The sequence below is a fragment of the Cohnella silvisoli genome (assembly GCF_021190915.1).
Classification (GTDB): Bacteria; Bacillota; Bacilli; order Paenibacillales; family Paenibacillaceae; genus Cohnella; species Cohnella silvisoli.
Window position 1 is genome coordinate 285694 of record NZ_JAIOAP010000001.1, and the last position, 18937, is coordinate 304630.

Annotated in this window: 13 protein-coding genes; 12 read left to right on the forward strand and 1 reads right to left on the reverse strand. The window is 51.3% G+C overall.

Translation table 11 applies throughout. From position 1 onward, the window contains the following. The first annotated feature begins 11 nt into the window (after nt 1–11). The 8 genes from K7P76_RS01200 to infC all read left to right on the forward strand — a co-directional run bounded on the left by K7P76_RS01200 (nt 12) and on the right by infC (nt 10109). Nucleotides 12–794 (forward strand): DeoR/GlpR family DNA-binding transcription regulator, encoded by a 783-nt coding sequence (locus K7P76_RS01200; protein ID WP_232182247.1) that lies wholly within the window; start codon nt 12–14, stop codon nt 792–794. Between the two features lie 573 nt (nt 795–1367). Beyond that, a complete protein-coding gene (locus K7P76_RS01205; RefSeq protein WP_232182248.1) occupies nt 1368–1964 on the forward strand; it encodes a TetR/AcrR family transcriptional regulator in 597 nt (198 codons plus the stop codon). A 108-nt stretch (nt 1965–2072) separates the two neighbouring features. Then, nucleotides 2073–4394, forward strand: a complete 2322-nt coding sequence (locus K7P76_RS01210) for an MMPL family transporter (RefSeq protein WP_232182249.1) — start codon at nt 2073–2075, stop codon at nt 4392–4394. Nucleotides 4395–4451: 57 nt separating this feature from the next. Continuing rightward, nucleotides 4452–4814 (forward strand): DUF1304 domain-containing protein, encoded by a 363-nt coding sequence (locus K7P76_RS01215; protein WP_309244714.1) that lies wholly within the window; start codon nt 4452–4454, stop codon nt 4812–4814. Nucleotides 4815–4975: 161 nt separating this feature from the next. Beyond that, on the forward strand, nt 4976–5656 hold the full coding sequence (locus K7P76_RS01220; protein WP_232182250.1) for a response regulator transcription factor: 681 nt from the start codon (nt 4976–4978) through the stop codon (nt 5654–5656). Beyond that, on the forward strand, nt 5653–7035 hold the full coding sequence (locus K7P76_RS01225; protein WP_232182251.1) for a sensor histidine kinase: 1383 nt from the start codon (nt 5653–5655) through the stop codon (nt 7033–7035). Before K7P76_RS01220 ends, K7P76_RS01225 begins: the two co-directional genes overlap by 4 nt. Before the next feature lie 222 nt (nt 7036–7257). Then, entirely contained in the window at nt 7258–9552 is a 2295-nt protein-coding gene (locus tag K7P76_RS01230; RefSeq protein ID WP_232182252.1) for a type IA DNA topoisomerase, read from the forward strand. A 68-nt stretch (nt 9553–9620) separates the two neighbouring features. Beyond that, complete coding sequence (gene infC / locus K7P76_RS01235) at nt 9621–10109, forward strand: translation initiation factor IF-3 (RefSeq protein ID WP_232182253.1); 489 nt, start codon at nt 9621–9623, stop codon at nt 10107–10109. Between the two features lie 140 nt (nt 10110–10249). Here the strand turns inward: infC and K7P76_RS01240 are convergent, their stop codons facing one another. After that, nucleotides 10250–10561, reverse strand: a complete 312-nt coding sequence (locus K7P76_RS01240; RefSeq protein ID WP_232182254.1) for a transposase — start codon at nt 10559–10561, stop codon at nt 10250–10252. Nucleotides 10562–11059: 498 nt separating this feature from the next. Between K7P76_RS01240 and K7P76_RS01245 the strand changes: the two genes are divergently transcribed. The 4 genes from K7P76_RS01245 (at nt 11060) to K7P76_RS01260 (ending at nt 18902) form a co-directional block, all read left to right on the forward strand. Continuing rightward, a complete protein-coding gene (locus K7P76_RS01245) occupies nt 11060–14272 on the forward strand; it encodes a discoidin domain-containing protein (protein ID WP_232182255.1) in 3213 nt (1070 codons plus the stop codon). Nucleotides 14273–14556: 284 nt separating this feature from the next. Then, nucleotides 14557–16800 (forward strand): discoidin domain-containing protein, encoded by a 2244-nt coding sequence (locus tag K7P76_RS01250; RefSeq protein ID WP_232182256.1) that lies wholly within the window; start codon nt 14557–14559, stop codon nt 16798–16800. Nucleotides 16801–17051: 251 nt separating this feature from the next. Continuing rightward, entirely contained in the window at nt 17052–17981 is a 930-nt protein-coding gene (locus K7P76_RS01255; protein ID WP_232182257.1) for an ABC transporter permease, read from the forward strand. Nucleotides 17982–18014: 33 nt separating this feature from the next. Next, nucleotides 18015–18902 (forward strand): carbohydrate ABC transporter permease, encoded by an 888-nt coding sequence (locus K7P76_RS01260; protein ID WP_232182258.1) that lies wholly within the window; start codon nt 18015–18017, stop codon nt 18900–18902. The last annotated feature ends 35 nt before the right edge of the window (nt 18903–18937 follow it).

The window sequence follows — 18937 nt, forward strand, 5'->3', positions numbered from 1 at the left end:
GCCGCAGTCACATGTACTATGGGACCTATAGCGGATTAAACGAGAGACAACAGAAAATTCTGGAACGGATTGCTATGGAGGGGGAGGTGAAAATCCCCGCGCTTAAGCAATTGTTTCAGGTGACGGATATGACAATCCGACGCGATCTAGAAAAGCTTGAAGAGGCCGGTTCCATTAAACGGACTTTCGGAGGGGCTATTTTCGTCGGAGTATACGATGCCCTTCAGTATGCCCTTCAGGAGCGTTCCAGCCTATTAACGGAGGAAAAGCAGCTGATCGGACGCGCGGCTGCGGCGCTTGTTCAACCGGGGGAGTCCATTTTCATCGATGGAGGAACCACGACATTCCAATTGGCTAGGTACTTGCCTCCCGGAATGAAAATCACGGTTATGACGAATGCGCTGAATGTAGCTGCGGAATTATCGACCAAACAAATTCCGACCATCATGACGGGCGGGATGCTCTATGAAGCGACGAATTCCTTGGCCGGCCCGGTAGCGGTTCAAAGTCTTATGGGAATGGCATTCGACCGCGTCTTTCTAGGGGCGTCCGGTTTGAATGTCGAGCACGGCTTCAGCAATTCCAACATGTACGAGGCAGAGATTAAGCGAGTCGCAATCCGGCTCACGTCGGAAGCGAATATTTTGCTCGATCATTCTAAGTTCGGTACTAAAGTGCTCGTTTCATTCACTCCCCTTTCGGGAGTCCAACGGCTTGTAACCGATCGCATGCCGGAGGATGAGTTACGCTTGGCGTGCGAAGAGGCGGGCATGCGAATAGCTGTCGCAAAGTAAAAGTTGGCAAGGGCTGGCTAACAAGTCGATAGACTTGTGGGCCGGCCCTTATTAATAGCTATAACTAAGTTCTAGGAGGCGTCTGCAAAGCCGAACTTCATCACGGTAAGGGGATGTTAAACGATAAAATCGATTAATTCGGGCATGGCAAGGTGCCGCTGGGAAGAATTACTCGAAAGAATCGGTTAATTCGTGCGTGGTAGGGTGCCGCTGGGAAGAATTGCTCGAAAAAATCGATTAATTCGTGTGTGGCAGGGTGCTGCGGGAAGAATTGTTCGAAAAAATCGATTAATTCTTGCGTGGTAAGGTGCTGCGGGGAAGAATTACTCGAAAGAATCGGTTAATTCGTGCTTGATAGGGTGCTGCGGGAAGAATTGTTCGGAAAAATCGATTAATTCTTGCGTGGTAAGGTGCTGCGGGGAAGAATTACTCGAAAGAATCGATTAATTCTGACGTGGAAGGCGCGTAGAGTGGTAGCGTCTTGCTTACGTATTAAGGTTATGCTATTATCTGTTTGAACGTTCATTCAATTTCAATAAAAATCCAATCCAATAGGATGCAGGGTGTGTGCCGATGACTGACGCAGACAAAAGAGACAGAATAATAGCGGCCGCTTATGACGTTTTATCGGAGAAGGGCTACGATAAGGCATCAACTAAGGAAATAGCAAATACGGCCGGCGTGGCGCAGGGTTTGATCAATTATTATTTTCCGAGCAAAGATTTACTGTTCGCAGAGGTGTTCCGCCGGGAAACGGAGAAATATTGCAAATCCTTCGACGGCTTGATCGTGGTCGATGGCAAGCCCTTGAATATAGAGAGCATATCTGGATTATTGGAGATTCCCAAGAGCAAGGCGCTGGAAGAACCGGAATGGTTCCGGCTTCGCTACGAGCTGTTCGCCATCGGATTGCGCAATGATGCGGCCAGAGAAACTCTGAAGGAAATGCTGGATACGAAGCGCAAGCATATTAGCAGTTCGTTGCAATCGATAACCGGATTACCACCGGAGCAATCGGATACGTTCGCATCGGTCCTATACGCGATCATCGAGGGGCTCGGATTGCAGAAAGTCGCGGATCCGACCTTTAGATATGATGATGCATACGGAATGCTGGCGGAAATGCTCGGTGCTTATTACGAGCAATTGATCAAGAAGAGAGAATTGTAAATTCGGCTCTTTCTTTTTATCGCGTATTGTTTGAATGGTCAAACAACGAGTCGCATATACAAGTAAAAAGCGCATAAGAAATTAAACGGAGAAGGCCGGTGGAGAGGAATGCACGCTTTATTACGCAGTTGGGGAAAGGCGCTTTATAAGTTAAGATGGTTAGTCGTTACGGTTTGGATCGTATTCGCATTGTTCGGAGGTTACGCCTTCGGCAAGCTTACCCCTCTGCTCAGCGGTGGAGGCTGGGACGTACCCGGTTCGCAATCGCTGACCGCGGGCAAGCTGCTCGCATCGGAGTTCGAGGGGCGTTCGGCGAGCGCGATGACCCTTGTCATCCGGGATCCCAAGCATACGGTGGGCTCGCCGGAGTATAACGACAAGCTGAAACAGATCATCGACCGGTTGAAAACGGAAGAGGGCGTCACGGGAGTGTTCAGCATACTGGATGCTTCGCAAGGTATTGGTTCGGGACTTGTCGGCAAAGATCCTAACCTCAGCATCGCCTTCGTGGATATGAACATGAAAGCCGATTTCGTCATCAATAAGGTGCCGGATTACCAGACCCGCGTGGTTGAGCAGGCAAAAAGCCTCGGAGCGGAAGCGTATCTAGTAGGCGGGGTAGCCTTCTGGGGCGAGAGCAGCGTCCAAAGCCAAGAAGGCTTGGCTAAGGCGGAGATGATCGTTTTTCCGCTTATCATTATCATCCTGCTCCTTGTGTTCCGTTCGATCGTAGCCACTTTAACGCCATTAATCGTTACGATCGCTTCCGTGCTGGTCGCGATGGGCATTGTTTACTTGGTCGCCTTGCAGACGGAGCTCTCGGTGTTCGTAACCAACTCGGCGATGATGCTGGGACTGGGCGTCGGAATAGACTATTCGCTTTTCATCGTCAGTCGGTTTAAGGCGGAGCTGGAAGTTAAGGGCAATACCAAACAAGACGCTCTCGTAAAAACAATGGAAACAGCTGGACACACCGTCTTTTTCTCGGCGATTACGGTCATTGCCGCGCTTTCGGCGCTTTTTATCGTCCCGATGTCTGCTATTAAAGCGATCGCTTTCGGCGGGGTCGTCGTCGTATTGGTTGCTGGATTGGCCAGCTTGACCCTGTTGCCGGCCGTGCTAGTTATTCTCGGAGTTCGCATCAACAAGGGCAGCCTTCCGTTCTTGCGCCCACGTCAAAGCGGGAAAGTCAGCGGATGGAAAAGATGGACGAAAGGGATTATGCGCCGTCCGGTATTGTTTCTCGTCCTCACCTTGTGCGTTTTGGCGACATTCGCTGTTCCGGCGCTCGACATGAAGCTGGATTCGCCGGATATACGGACGCTTCCCGCGGATACGTCCGTTCGCCAAGGCTTTACGCTTATGGAGAAATCGTTCGGTGTCGGCGCGGCCAATCAGATCAGTATCGTGCTGCGCAACGAAAAGAATGATCTAAGCACACCGGAATCGCTGGCTAAGATCGCTGCTCTGCAAGCCGAATTAGGAAAACAACCGCACGTCGCCGGAGTCGCTTCCGTCGCTTCCTTTTTCCCGAATATAGACGGTAATACGGTTTCCGGGCTTCTCCAAGCCGGAGGAAGCGCTTTGCCTGCGGATGTGAACGTAATGGTTAAGCGTTACTTAAGCGGCGATCGGCATACCGGATTGTTGGAAGTCGAACTGGACCAATACGGTTCAAGCGATGCGGGCAGGGCTGTTGTGAAGAGCTTGCGGGATAAAGTGTTGCCTGCATCCGATTTGCCGGAAGGGACCACCTTCAGCATCGGCGGGGAAACGATCCAAGGCATGGATACTTCCAAAGCCATCAACGACAGCCTGCTGCCGGCGCTCGGAATTATGCTTGTCCTGATTTTCTTTATTCTGGTTCTAACGTTCCGGAGTTTATTGCTTCCTTTGAAGGCGATTATTTTGAACTTGTTTTCCGTGGCCGCGACTTACGGTATTCTGGTGTTTGTTTTCGCGCTTGGTTACGGCTCCCAAATCTTCGACGTGGAATCCAACGGCTACATTATCCACTTCGTTCCGGTTCTGCTGCTTGCGCTTCTGTTCGGCCTCAGTACCGATTACGAGGTGTTCCTGGTGAGCCGGATTAAAGAAGAGTATGACCGCACTGGAAATCATGAGGACAGCATAGCCGAAGGGATGGAAAAGACCGGTCCGCTCATTACGGGCGCAGCGGTATTGATGGTTGCCGTATTCTCGGGCTTCGCCTTCTCCGGTGTGCTCCCGATCCAGATGCTCGGCTTCGGGATGGCAATCGCCATTGCGCTTGATTCGACGATCATCCGGATGCTGCTCGTTCCGGTAGCGATGAAGCTGTTGGGCCGATTCAATTGGTGGTTTCCCGGTCGTAGGGAAAAGGCAAATCCTTCGGAAGGACGCCAAAGAGCAAATAAACCTGTTACTGTCTCCAACAAAAATAGATTATAATGGTGTCATTGAGTTCAGGTTGATATATTTGCGATTACTTATGGAGGTTGTTGACCGGTGGTTATAGCTGCGATATTGGTGGGTCTTGTCGCGTTGGAGCATATCTACATTCTCATAATGGAAATGTTCCTATGGACGACTCCCCGCGTACGGAAAACCTTCGGAACGACGGAAGCCTTCGCGCGCGAGACTAAGCCGCTTGCCGCTAATCAAGGGCTGTACAACGGCTTTTTGGCTGCCGGGCTTATATGGGGCTTGCTTCATCCGGATGCTTCGACCGGGTATCAGATTCAGACATTTTTCCTCATCTGCGTCTGGATCGCCGCCATCTATGGTGGATGGACCGCGAAGAAGTCGATCCTCTACGTTCAAGGCGTCCCTGCAGCGGCGGCATTGATAGCCGTGTTGTTGGCTTGGTAATAATGAGAATGAGAAGAAGTTGTTCGTTGCGGGTTTTAATCCGCTTCGGACAGCTTCTTTTATTTGTAAGGGCATCTTGGCGCTCCATGAGAAACCTCTCATAGCCATGTGTTATAATGAGGCGAAAATCTCGCGAAATCCGCTGGGTCAGGAGAACAGGCATGAGAATTCACGTCGTTATTGCGGATGACGATCCTCCGATTAGAGAGCTTCTTCGGCTCGTATTGAGTAAAGAGGGCTATTTGGTGCTGGAAGCCGAGAATGGACAGCAAGCTGCCGATATTCTTGAGAACGAGCAAGTGCATCTGGCTATCGTCGATGTGATGATGCCCGGGATGAACGGACTCGAGCTTTGCCGTGAAATTCGCGAGCATTATGACATTCCGGTCTTGATGCTAACCGCCAAGGGGCAGCTTGAGGATAAAGAACAAGGCTATTTGGCCGGTACGGATGACTATATGGTCAAACCGTTCGAACCGAAGGAGCTGCTGTTCCGAATTAAAGCGCTGCTTCGAAGATACCGGCTTGTTTCATCGGAAGTGATCCGATTGGGCAATGTCAGCATTGACCGGAAAAGCTACGAGATCAGAGTAGGGGAAGAGCTGATCACTTTACCGCTAAGGGAGTTCGAGCTTTTGTCGCAATTGGCGAGCCAGCCAGGCCGAATTTATACCCGGGAGCAATTAATTCAACTGATCTGGGGGGCAGACTTCGGCGGTGACAGCAGAACGGTCGACGTCCACATCAAACGTTTGCGGGAGCGGTTCGCGGATAGACGGGCTGATTTCTTCATTACCACGATTCGTGGATTGGGGTACAAGTTAGAGGTGAGGGAAGAGTGAGATCGTTATACGTGCGCATCGTCTTCACTTTTGTGGTTATTGCCGTCATAAGCGGAATCGTGGGATTGCTGCTGACGAGTTTGTATTACGAGAACAAGTTAGAAGCGAACAACGAGCGGAAAATAGTCGAAATGGGGCAGAGCATTCGCTCCATGTATGAACAGGATCCAGAAATCAATTTGGATGCGTATTTGAGGGGAATCGCGGCACTGGGATTTCAAATTTATGCGGTCGATGAAAATATGAAGGGTAATGTCTACGGTGCCGCATTTAAGCATGGGGCGCTGAGCTCTGCGCAAATTAGGACAGTTCTCGACGGATCGATCTATTACGGGATGAGGGAAGAGAACACCCGTCTGAAGATTTTTTCCTTTTTCGAGAATAGCATGCGAAATACCGTAGGGATGCCACTGCAAACAAGAAGCGGTAAAATAGCCTTGTTCGTGCGTCCTGACTTGGAGAAGCAGATCGGAGAAATTCGTATTATCGTGGCCGTTCTGCTTGGCGTTACCTTCATCGCGAGTCTCGTACTGATCGTGGTGTTGACGAGATTAATCGTAAGACCGATCAAAATGCTGAAGAAAGCCACGCTGCAAATCGTCAAAGGCAACTTCAATGTCGGTTTAGAGGCTTTCCGGAACCGGAAGGACGAAATCGGCGATTTGTCCCACCATTTCGCGCAGATGGCCCAATCGATCCGGCAGCTAGACCAGATGAGGCAAGAATTCGTCGCCAACGTCTCCCATGAATTTCAGACGCCTTTAACGTCCATACAAGGATTCGCAAGGGCTGTTTTGCATAAAGAAGTGACTCCCGAACAATCCGACCAGTACTTGGCAATCATCGAAGCGGAGAGCAGCCGGCTGTCCTCTTTAAGCAAACAGCTTCTAAAGCTAGCCGCGCTGGATAAGGAAAATAAGGAGCTGCAATTAACGACATTCCGACTCGATGAACAAATCCGGCAAATCATCATAATGCTCGAGTGGCAATGGACGGATAAACAGCTGCACCTAGACCTCAACTTGCCTGAGATATCGATTACGGCGGATTCCCAATTGCTGTATGAAGTGTGGCTAAACCTGATATCCAACGGCATCAACTTTTCCGAACCGGGTGACACGATAACTATCGAGATTCTGGATAAAGACGAAGTCATCGTGGAAATCCGCGATACGGGCATCGGAATACCGGAAGCGGAAGTACCGTTTATATTCGAGCGATTTCATAAAGCGGATAAAGCAAGAAACCGTTCCTCCACGGGCAGCGGCTTGGGACTGGCCATCGTTCATAAAATTGTTTCGCTGCATCAAGGGGATATCCAAGTTCGAAGCGAGCACGGCGTCGGGACGGCTTTCACCGTAACGCTCCCCCATTTGTAATTTTCCGTTCATCGTCCGTTCACTTACCTGCTCAATAATTCAAGGTATGAACGGACAGGGGGACGGGATCATGAATTTTCTTCCTCATTACCCAGCCGATGCGCGATATTGACGTGAATCAAGCTGTGATCGTATCTATCCGAATTGGGAGTGTAGTATAATATTGAACGTACATTACTTACGTCAATTATCGCATCCCTATCGGAGAGGAACGACGCCCTTTTGAAGACGTTGGTCATCGCGGAAAAACCGGACATGGGCCGCAATATTGCCGCCGTCATCGAGCCGAAAGCTCAGAATAAACGCTCTTATTTGGAGGGCGACAATTATATCATCACCTGGGCGATCGGCCATCTCATCGGATTGGCAGAGCCTGATCTTTATGATGATAAATACAAGAAATGGAGATTCGGCGACCTGCCGATTATTCCGGAGACGTTTAAGCTGTTGCCGAACCCGCGCACGAAAGACCAGCTCGAAGTCATTAAGGACTTGGCTGCTCGGAGTGACGCGCTCGTGAACGCATGCGATGCCGGGCGGGAAGGGCAGCATATTTTCTCGCTGATCGTGAGGCATCTTCATCTTCGTCAGCCGGTTAAGCGGCTGTGGATTTCCGACCTTACGGCGGAGACGATTCGCAAAGGCTTCGACCAATTAAAGGACAATACCGAATACGATAATCTAACGCAAGCAGCCCGTGCGCGAAGCGAAGCCGACTGGCTAATCGGGATGAACGGATCGCGGGCTTTTACGACGAAGCATAATGAATTGCTGTCCGTCGGACGGGTGCAAACCCCGGTACTCGCGCTCATCTATGATCGCCAGAAGCAGATCGAAGCGTTCGATTCGTTGAAATTTTACGATATTACGGGGCAGTTTACTCAGCAGGCTACCACTTATCGAGGAATATGGCAGGGAGAAAGGCTTACCGATCCCGAGAAAGCGGAAGTCATCGCCGCCAAGGTTAAGGATAAGACGGGCAGCATAACGAGCTATGAAGTGAAGGATACGAAGGAGTACCCGTTCAAGCTGTACGATCTGACGCTGCTGCAGCGGGAAGCGAACGGCAAGTTCAGCTTTTCCGCCAAGAAGACGCTCGACACGGCGCAGGCGCTTTACGAGAAACATAAGGTCATCTCCTACCCGCGCACGAATTCTAACTATGTTAATGATCAGAACATTCCGGAGATGCATAAGATTCTGGATTCCATGCGGAGCTCCCCCGATTACGGAGACTTCGTGAAGGACGCGAACAAGAAATTCGTAAGCACGAGCAACAAGAACATATGCAATCCTGCTAAAGTGGAAGATCACCACGCGATCATGCCGACGATGAAGAAACCTCAGGGGCTAAGCCCGGATGAGCGCAAGCTGTATGATTTAATCGTCAAAAGATTTCTGTCTCACTTCTACCCGGCGGCGGAGTACAAAGTGCATACCGTCATGACCGAGGTGGAGAAGGAAAGCTTCAAGACGACCGTTAAGCAGCTGCTGTCTTTGGGGTGGAAGGTCATCTATGCCGATTCGTCTAAGTCCTCAGCCGTCAAAGATAACGGTAAAGACAATGGCAAAGACGAGGGAGCGGGTACGCCCGAAGACGAAGAGCAGGAGACGGATGCTCCGTTCGAGATCGACCCGCAGCAACCCGTTGTCTGCAGCGACGTCGAGGTGAAGGCAAAGGAAACGCAGCCTCCTAAACATTTTACCGAGGGTACGTTGCTTAAAGCGATGGAAAGCGCGGGCAAGCAGATCGAGGACGAGGAGCTGCGCGACGCGATGAAGGATTCCGGGCTAGGCACTCCAGCCACGCGGGCGGCGACGATCGAACGGTTGAAGCAGGTCGGTTACATCGATATGCAAGGGAAGAAAATCGTCATCACGCCCAAGGGCAGAACGGCTATCGAGCTCATTCGCGGTGCAGGGGTGGAACTGCTTACTTCACCGGAGATGACCGGACACTGGGAGCGGCGCCTAACGGAAATTTCCCGTGGACAAGCGTCGGCGGATGCGTTCATGGGCAACGTGAAGAAGTTTACCTGCCAAATTATTGAGAAGGTTAATCATCAGCGTCCGGCTGCCAAGAACGCTTTTGCAAGACCGGAGCCTCCCGCTAAAGAGGCGAGAGGGAAGAGGAAGCCGGCGGGAGACAGCGGCGGCAAAGCGGAGTCATCCGCGCCGAAGAAGGCGCGAAGTTCTGCGGCGGCGGATACGGCGTCTTCTCCGCAGTCTGCCGCTCAACCCGGCACGATCGGCAGCTGTCCTAGACCGGGCTGCGGCGGCCAAATTTTCATGGGCCGCAAAGGTTACGGCTGCAGTAACTACAAGACAGGCTGCGGTTTCGTCATCTGGAAGGAAAGCTTTGATCGCACATTAACCGACACAATGGTTAAAGCCCTCATCGAGAAGGGCAAAACATCAAAGCTGAAATTCGCAGGTAATGGCGATGAAGAGGCGTTCGAGGCTCGTATCGTACTGAACAACGCGGATACTGGAGAATTGGTGCTCGAACGTGTTTAGCAAAGAGCGGATGAAAGAACTTGCATCATCTACAGGTTGCCGTGACTAGGCGCATGGAGGATACTAAAATGATCGTGATGAACGAGAAAATAAAAGCATCCGAGGTTTTGTTGACGGGTATTAACGGAGAAAATTTAGGGGTTGTCTCGCGGGACGAGGCTTTGGCGCTTGCCCGTAAGCACAAAGTGGATCTCGTATGCACCTCCTTGTATAGCAGCCCGCCGCCTTGCAAGCTAGTCGCGCGAGGTGCGGCAAAGCAAGAGGCAGCCAAGGAGAAGCAAGACACGCGGAAAAAGGAACAACCACTAAAGCTTAAGGAGATCAGGCTTACCGCGAATATCGAGGAGCATGATTACGAAACGAAGCAGCGGCAAGCCGAGAAACTTCTCGCTTCCGGGAACGCCGTCCAACTGGTCGTGAAGATTCAGGGCAAAGAGGGACCGAAGGCGAAGGAGTTGCTGGAGCGCCTGCTCAAGGATCTGGCAGCGAGCGGCAAGAAGGAAACGGGCATTCAAGTGAGCGGCAAACAAGCGGCCGTGCGGGTTAATCCGTCGTAAACGGAAACCTGCCGACCGCTTGTTTTTCGTTGCACTATCAGAAAATGAAGCACCTCACTATGGTCGGAAAAAGCGACTATGAGCAGTGAGGATTGCCGAAGCGCCTTGCTATGATCGGAAAAAGCGACTCCCTCCGGTTCTTAGGGTTTTTCACCTGGGATAGACCATCGGTTCTTTGAAGGTCTTGAACCCAGCGAAGGCTTTTCGCCGATCGAACTGTCGTGTACCGTACCGATCGTTTCGATGACGTGAACAGGCTGCTCGGTAGCCGCTTCGAATGCAACGTGCAGCTTGATTCCTGCGCATTCGCCATGAAACAGCGCCCATGGCAAGCGCGTTTTTCCCACGGTGATGGTCGTCGAATCGATTAATAGAAGCTCATACTTCAGCTCCTTCAGGATGCTGGATACATCATCTTCGGACAAAAGGGTCTGAACGATGGTTGTAAACATGGTAGACTTTTTCGATACCTTATTTTGATTAATCAACAGGCGTGCGATAAGGTAATTGCTGTAACGGTACATAGGGACTTTACGTTACCAAAACGGAATAGAGATTGATGATACTTTTGGCTATGGCGCTTGGGGTTGATCTGGTTTTGATACAGGGGATAATGCCGGCCATCAGCAGGCAGCGACAGAAGCCGCTGGTTGAGTCCAAGCGATCAACCTCGAAGTTGATGAGACGGATGCTGAACCGCAAAGGCGGTATCGCGAACGATAATTTGTTACTCAGCCGCCCTTGTTGCTGTCAAGCAGCAGGGGCGCTGAGTTTTTGCTGGCCGGCAATCTTGTTTTGAAAGGCAACGGTTGTTCACTTTAATATAAAACATGCCCGGTTAATACCGTCATTTCAGGCAATTGGAAGAAACAAAGAAGAAGAAATCTGATAAATTCGAATATTCCGTTATCTGTTATGATTAGGTTCACGCACGACCACAAAGGAGGAAAATGATGAAGCAAAATTCGGCATGTTGCGCGTTGTCCAAGTTGTTTGGCTCGTTCCGGCTACTTATCTTTGCATCTCTGTTGTTAACGGGCCTCCTGTTTTGGTTTCCGGATACCGGTAGTGCCGCAGGGCAAGCGGGTTGGAGCAAGCTCTATTCAAACGACGGCACGTTCACCGCGATGGCCATCGGGTCAGGTCAGTCGAGAGGCGAGCAGTTTAACGCCGATCAAACGTTCAATTCGCTCAGGGTATTGTGTCCGAGTTATTCGAACAACATCGGCAATCTGACGTTAAGTCTGTACAAGTGGCGCTCCGATTACGCGACGACGGTCGCCGGAACACCGGTCGCCGCCCAGACGTATACGAACTTTACCGACAATGCATGGCTGACGCTGAATTTCGCCAATTTGCCGGCCGGTTCGTATTTGTGGGTGCTAAACGGAGCGACGGAGAACGTCGGCGTATGGGCGTATGCAGCCAGCACGCATTCTGCAACCGCCTACTATCTAGGCAGTACGACAGGGCTGCAGGGATATGATTATGTTTCCGAAATTTACACATTAGGAGAAGCGCCGAACGTTGTGCCAAGCTTGCGGGAATGGGCGAGCTCCACGGGGATTTTCAGCCTTGTAACCGGTTCTCGGATTGCTATTGACAGCGCTTACATTTCTGCGTTGACGGATACGGCCCAGACGTTCCGCGATGATGTTCTGGCACTGAACGGCCATACGCTTAGCATTGTAACAACGACGACTCCTCAGGCGGGGGATATATTCCTGACCTTAAACAATTCCGATACCGGAATCGGGAACGAAGGATATATTCTGCAGGTCGCCGGGTACACAACCATTAAAGCCAACACCGCCAAAGGCGTCTTCTATGGCACGCGAACCGCGCTGCAATTGCTGAATCAAAGCCCCGGCAAGATCAGCATGCCCAATGGGACGGCCCGGGACTATGCGGCTTATCCGGAACGCGCCTTTATGCTGGATGTTGCACGCAAGTACTTCACCGTTGATTTTATTAAGGACTATATCAAATTTCTATCCTTCCACAAGATCAACGATCTTCACATTCATTTCTCCGATGACAGCGCGTTCCGTCTACAAAGCACGACCTATCCGGGCTTGGCTGCGGCACAAAGCTACAGTCATGCCGATATTGCCGCCATACAGGATGCAGGACGCAAATACCATGTCACGATCACGCCAGAAATTGACTTGCCTGGCCATGCTCTATCCATGACGACTTATAACCCTGCGATTAAAAATCAAACCTGGAGCAATGTGATCGACTTGTCGCTTCCGGCAACCTTTACATTCGTGAACAATTTGCTTGACGAATTTGTGCCTCTGTTCGAGGCTCCGGACTTCCATATCGGAGCGGATGAAACCCCGAACGATGCCAGGGGGTTCCCATATGGAGACGCGAATGTGGACTCGGATCCGCGCACGCATAATTACGCGTTGTCTCAAGGCTATTCGACCGCTGGGGAGCTGTATCGCAAGTTCATCAATGATTATAACACCTATCTGAAAAGCAAAGGGAAGCATACGCGCGTATGGGCCTGGTTCGACACGCTTCCCGGCAACATTCCGATCGATACCGATATCGTTTATGACGCTTGGCTGGCAACCAATATTCAATCCGTATCGCAGCGAGGGTTCTCTATCATCAACTCCTCGGCCGCGAACCTGTACAGCGTGCCGGGTACGGAATGGCAGCCGAACAACGTCAATTTGTATCCGAGCTGGCAGCCGTATATGTTCGACGCATTCGGCACGTCAAGCCAGCTTTCGCCGAGCGACCCGCATATTCTGGGGGCGAAATTCAACAACTGGAACGACATTTCATTAAACAAGGGCTTTACGGAGCTTGAAATCGACAAGGTGATCGCTCCTCCGATCAAGATGGTGGCCGAGTTCACTTGGGGCGGGCCGCGTTCCGTCGAAGGCTATCCGGCGTTTATCAACCGTACCGCGTTAGTCGGTTCAGCGCCCGGTCTGACGACGCTAGGCAACGATCCGTCCGTCAATCTGGCATTGACGCGACCGGTAACCGTCTCGTCGACGGTGAACGGCAACTATCCCGGCATGGCGGCAGTCGACGGATCAGCCCAAACGAGATGGGCGAGCGCGGAGGGAGTTGATCCGCAATGGATTTACGTAGACCTGGGGTCGCCATCCAGCCTTAACCGCATTAAGTTGAAATGGGAAGTCGCATACGCCTCGGCCTACACGATCGCAGTGTCTAACGACGCGACGAACTGGAACACGATTTATTCAACCGCTTCGGGGGACGGCGGGATCGATGAAGTTGTTGTGCCTACGACAACGGCAAGGTATGTGCGGGTTCATGGTACGCAAAGAGCGACGCCATATGGATATTCGCTTTGGGAATTCGGCGTATATTACGACCCGCCGATGGAAGACAATTACGCGTTGAACAAGACAGCCAAAGCGTCCTCCGTATTTCCGTCATCGACAAGCGCTAACAAAGTACTGGACGGTAACGCGATGACAAGATGGTCGAGCGCGGAAGGCGTCGATCCGCAATGGGTCAGCATCGATCTGGGGCAAACGATGACCGTTAACCGGGTGCAGCTCCATTGGGAAACGGCCAATGCCAAATCGTACAAAATCCAGGTATCGGCCGATGAGGTGAATTGGTCCGACGTCTATGCGACGACGAGCGGCAACGGCGGCATTGACGATATCTCTTTCGCCAACACGAGCGCCAGATACGTACGCATGCTCGGCACGGAACGAGGAACGGCATACGGATATTCGCTTTATGAATTCGGCGTATACAGCGACAACCCGACTCCGGCCAATATGGCGCTTTCCAAACCTGCGACCTCTTCGGCTGTTGACAGCGGTCTGGTGGCGAGCAATGCAACCGACGGCAATGCGACGACCAGGTGGTCAAGCCCGAATGGTGTTGATCCGCAATGGATCTATGTCGATTTGGGCTCGGAGCAGAGCTTCAATGAAATCAGACTGCTCTGGGAGACGGCTTACGGCAAAAACTACAAAATTCAAGTGTCCAATAACGCCTCGACCTGGACAGACGTATACCAGAACGTATCAGGAGACGGCGGGCTGGACGTCATTCGTCTGAAGGACACCAATGCCAGATACGTCAGGATGTACGGGATAGAAAGGGGCACAGCCTGGGGGTACTCCTTATACAGTTTTGAAATTTTCAAGAGGTGAAGCTTTCGCCAGGGAATAACCGTTGCCTTCGAACAGAAAATGGCTCGGTATTCCCTGGTTTTTTCCTGCCGCGCGCAACAATGCCGAATAAAAGGGGGTATTTCTGAATTATGCAGCCTGTTCATTTGCGCGCTATACTCTCATATTAAGGATGTAAAGCGCTTTCAGGCTTGTACTCGTTTCATTTAACGATTGGAGGTGTCGCCATTTATCGAAGAACGAGTGGTTGCTTGTCGTAAGTCTGCATGGAGCATGCCCCAAATAAATGATGGGAGGAATCCGTAATGAGAAAACAAATCAACTCGCTGCTAGCCGTATGTCTATTGGCGTCAGCGTTCGTGTTCGCAGGACCGTCCAACGCGAGCGCGGCTTCAGAGGATTTTCAAATCGGGATTTTCTGGCCGCCGACCAGCGCCTATTCCAACGCTACCCAGCTCGACTATATCCGCGACGCGCACATCAATCTCATCCACAACGTGGATTCCACGGATCTGGATACGGTCGCCGAGAACATCAATATGCTGAACCTCGCAAGCACGAGAGGCATCCAGGTTTCCGTGGCTGATTCCCGAAGCCATTCGCTCGACAGTGCAACGAACGCGCAAATCGATGCGATTGCCAGTGATTATAAGAGCAACGCGGCCACATTTGGCTACTACGTCAAGGACGAGCCTTTGCCATCTACGTTCGCCGGATTCGCCCGGGCATATAACCGATTCTTGTATAACCACCCCGGTTCGGAGCCTTACGTCAACTTGCTGCCGACCTACTACGGCTTCGTGGATTATCCGGGATACTTGAACCAGTGGGTTGAAGCGGTAGGCGCCTCCAATCTGAAGACGTTGGCGTACGATAACTATCCTTGGAAAGCTGCAGTTGGGTCGTTCGGAGCGGATTATTTTCAGAACCTGGAGTATATTCGGCAAGCCGGCTTAAAATATAATGTGCGCACCGGCTCTTACCTCCAATCGGTAGGTATCCCGAACTCGCTACGGAGGCCGAATGTCAACGAGCTGAGATACAACGTATACACGAACGTAGCTTACGGCATTAAGGCGCTGTACTGGTTCACTTGGTGGACCCCGACCGGACGCCCCGAACCGTTCACCAACGCCATTATCGACCCGAACGGCAATAAGACGGATTTGTACGCGCCGATTCAGACGATCAACGGAGAAATCGAGCAGCTCGGGCCGACGCTCGTCAAGCTGACTTCCCAAAGCGTCTACCACAACGGCGTCATGGCGAGCAATGCCGTGCCGATTCCGGACAATTTCTTCTGGAAGCCTGCCAACTCGAGCGCCAACGTCATCGTCTCGCATTTCAAACATCCGAACGGCAGGCACTATGTGATGGTTGTCAACAGAACGTTGACGGATACGCTGTCGCTGTCCTTCAACTTGAATCCAAAGCCGTCCACAGTAACCGAAGTTTCCAAATCGACGGGACTGGAAGTGGCCACGAACTACAACGCGACGACGGGAGTGATTTCCTCCACCTACGCTCCGGGCGAAGGCAGATTGTACGCGTTGCCGGTCGGCTTCAACCCCGAATACAATCTGGCGTTGAACCGCAGCGTATCTTCCTCTAGTTCAGTCGAGGCATATGGTTGGTCCAGATCGGCGTTAGTTGACGGACAAACTGGCACGGTTGCCGGCTCCGCGGGCTGGTCGAGCAACGACAGCCTGACGTCGAACCATACGGAGTGGGTCACTATCGACTTGGGCGCGCTTAACGTCGTCAACGAAATCCGCATGTTCCCGCGCAATGACGGCGTCAATGCGGGCTACGGTTTCCCCGTCGACTTCCAGGTGCAAATTTCCGCCGACAATACGAACTGGACGCCGGTCGTAACGCGCACCGCTTACGCCAATCCGGGCAGCGCCGTTCAAGCCTTTACGTTCGGAAGACAAGCAGCGCGTTATGTCAGGATAAACGGAACGAGCCTCCGTGCGAATCCGAACGACAGCAACAGCTATCGCATGCAGTTTGCAGAAGTCCAGTTGTACCACAACACGTCTGAAACCGCTACGACCGGCTTGTTCTCCGACGATTTCAGCGGAGACTTGAGCAAGTGGGTATACACGGATAGCAGCGCTATCCAGAACGGCGAATTCCGTGTAACCGCCAACGAGCGAATCCGCAACGCGAAAGGCGGCTACGATTGGACGAACTACGCGTTCGAGTCCGACGTCAAGGTCACGAAGAGCGCGGTCGGCCTCGTCTTCCGCAGCACGGACGATAACAACTTTTATATGTGGCAAGTGGCGGCGAACGGCAAGCTGCGTCCGCATAAGAAGGTGAACGGCGTATGGACGCTCATCAAGGAAGTGAATGCCGGTTTCGTCGCCAACACAACGTATAACGTCAAGATCGAAGCCAATGGTTCCACGATCAAGACGTATGTGAACGGTGTGCTGGTCGACACAACGACCGATACGACGTTCGCACGCGGCAACATTGGCTTCCGCGTCGACACCGCTGTCGAGGAAGGCATTATCGACAACATTAAGGTAACGGCGCAGTAAGGGTTTTAACAATAGCGGTTCCAGGTCGACAACTTCGGATACACGGATTACGGATCCGGCTGTAACAAACCGTCAAGGCGATGCGAATCGTCCTTGGCGGTTTTTCAATAATGTGCAAATTCGGCGAGGAAACTCTTGAACGGCTTAAGAAATATGCGTGCTTGGAAACGGATATGTGCTAAATACATCCGCTAAGCGATCGTATACACTTTGGTTAAGCGTTTCCATAACGTGCAACTGGAGGCTCCGTAATGAAATCAGCGAAAAGATCAGCCTTTCTCTATGAGCTATTGAAAAACAAAGTGTTGTATATGATGTTTCTTCCGGTAGGCCTTTATTTTCTTGTGATGGCGTATCTCCCGATGCCGGGAATTGTGATCGCTTTCAAGGAGTTCACCTATAACGGCGGCATATTCGGCAGCAAGTGGAACGGCTGGACGAACTTCAGGTATTTCTACGAATCGGGCAAGCTGTGGCAGGTCACGCAAAATACGGTTTTATACAATATCGTTTTCCTTGCGCTTAGTACGGCGGCATCGGTGTTCGCTGCCGTATTGCTCGCCGAAATGACGGGGAAATACTTCAAAAAAATAGCGCAGACGTTTATGTTCCTGCCCTATTTCATCTCGTGGGTAACGGTTGCCGCGATCGCGTTCAACATTTTCAACTATGACTACGGCGTGCTGAACACGATTCTCAAAAAACTGGATCTCGTTCCGGTCGATATATACGGAAATCCGAACGCCTGGATGTATTTGCTGCCCCTGTTCTACGTCTGGAAAGGAATCGGGTTTACGACGGTGCTTTATCTTTCCGCGATTATGGGCATCGATCATGAAAGCTACGAGTCGGCCCAAATAGACGGCGCGAATATTTTTCAACGCATTTGGCGAATTACGCTTCCGATGCTTTGGCCGACCATTGTCATTTTGCTGCTGCTTGGCTTGTCCAGAATTATGCGCGGCGAGTTCGATATGTTCTATCAATTGATCGGCGATAACGGATTGCTGCTGGAAAAGACAGATATTATCGACACTCTAGTATTCCGTTCGCTCGTACAAATGAACGATTTCGGGATGGCTTCCGCCGCCGGCGTCTACCAATCCGTGCTGAGCTTTATCATCATCGTCTCTGTCAACTGGCTGGTCAAAAGAAAAAATAGCGATAACGCGCTGTTTTAATCACGCGTTATTTATTCAAAGGAGGATATGCGGATGTCAAGAGGACGCGACGAAATTATTCTGAACGTATTTGCTTATATCATGATCGGCGTGATCGCCGCAGGTTGCGTCATCCCCTTTCTGATGGTGCTCATGGGCTCGTTGCAGTCGGAAGATTCGGTTCTGCGCAACGGGTTCTCGCTTATTCCCGAGCAACTCGATTTCACCGCCTATCGTTACGTCTTCGACAGCCCTGCTGCCATATTGCGCGCCTATGGCGTATCGATTTTCATCACGGGTGCAGGAACGCTTATCTCGCTCTACTTTTCCTCGATGGCCGCTTACGTGTTGGCGCGGAAGGACGTCAAATATCGGAATGCGCTGGCATTCTATCTGTTTTTCACCACGCTGTTTAACGGCGGATTGGTTCCTTATTATTTAATGATCAAAAATTATTTGAAGATCGACAACAGCTTTACGATCTTGCTGCTGTCCGGCATGTTTAACGTCATTTACATTTTGATTATCCGCACCTATATCGCAGGCAGCGTCCCGGATTCGATCTCGGAATCAGCCAAAATCGACGGCGCCAACGATTTCAAAATTTTCATGAGCATCGTTCTACCATTGCTGAAGCCGGTGCTGGCAGCTATAGGGCTGTTCATCGCGCTAGGCTATTGGAACGATTGGTACACTTCTCTGCTCTTCGTCACCAACGATAAAATCATCCCTTTGCAATATTTGCTTTACAAGATTTTAACGTTTGCCCGTTTCTCACAGCAAATTTTGTCTCAGAACGCAGCGGTGGCCGTCATCGATTTGCCGGGCGAGACGTTAAAGCTGGCGCTGACGATTGTCGCGACAGGCCCGATCATTTTTCTTTATCCGTTCGTTCAGAAGCATTTCGTCGCCGGACTCACGATCGGCGCAGTGAAAGGTTAAGCCCGCGAACGTGGCGGTTTAACATATTACACAGC

Bases quoted from the DNA above. Each gene is read 5' to 3' on its own strand.
- K7P76_RS01245 (WP_232182255.1), top strand. From the start codon at position 11,060: ATGATGAAGCAAAATTCGGCATGTTGCGCGTTGTCCAAGTTGTTTGGC.
- K7P76_RS01205 (WP_232182248.1), top strand. From the start codon at position 1,368: ATGACTGACGCAGACAAAAGAGACAGAATAATAGCGGCCGCTTATGAC.
- K7P76_RS01260 (WP_232182258.1), top strand. From the start codon at position 18,015: ATGTCAAGAGGACGCGACGAAATTATTCTGAACGTATTTGCTTATATC.
- K7P76_RS01255 (WP_232182257.1), top strand. From the start codon at position 17,052: ATGAAATCAGCGAAAAGATCAGCCTTTCTCTATGAGCTATTGAAAAAC.
- K7P76_RS01220 (WP_232182250.1), top strand. From the start codon at position 4,976: ATGAGAATTCACGTCGTTATTGCGGATGACGATCCTCCGATTAGAGAG.
- infC (WP_232182253.1), top strand. From the start codon at position 9,621: ATGATCGTGATGAACGAGAAAATAAAAGCATCCGAGGTTTTGTTGACG.
- K7P76_RS01210 (WP_232182249.1), top strand. From the start codon at position 2,073: ATGCACGCTTTATTACGCAGTTGGGGAAAGGCGCTTTATAAGTTAAGA.
- K7P76_RS01240 (WP_232182254.1), bottom strand. From the start codon at position 10,561: ATGTTTACAACCATCGTTCAGACCCTTTTGTCCGAAGATGATGTATCC.
- K7P76_RS01200 (WP_232182247.1), top strand. From the start codon at position 12: ATGTACTATGGGACCTATAGCGGATTAAACGAGAGACAACAGAAAATT.
- K7P76_RS01250 (WP_232182256.1), top strand. From the start codon at position 14,557: ATGAGAAAACAAATCAACTCGCTGCTAGCCGTATGTCTATTGGCGTCA.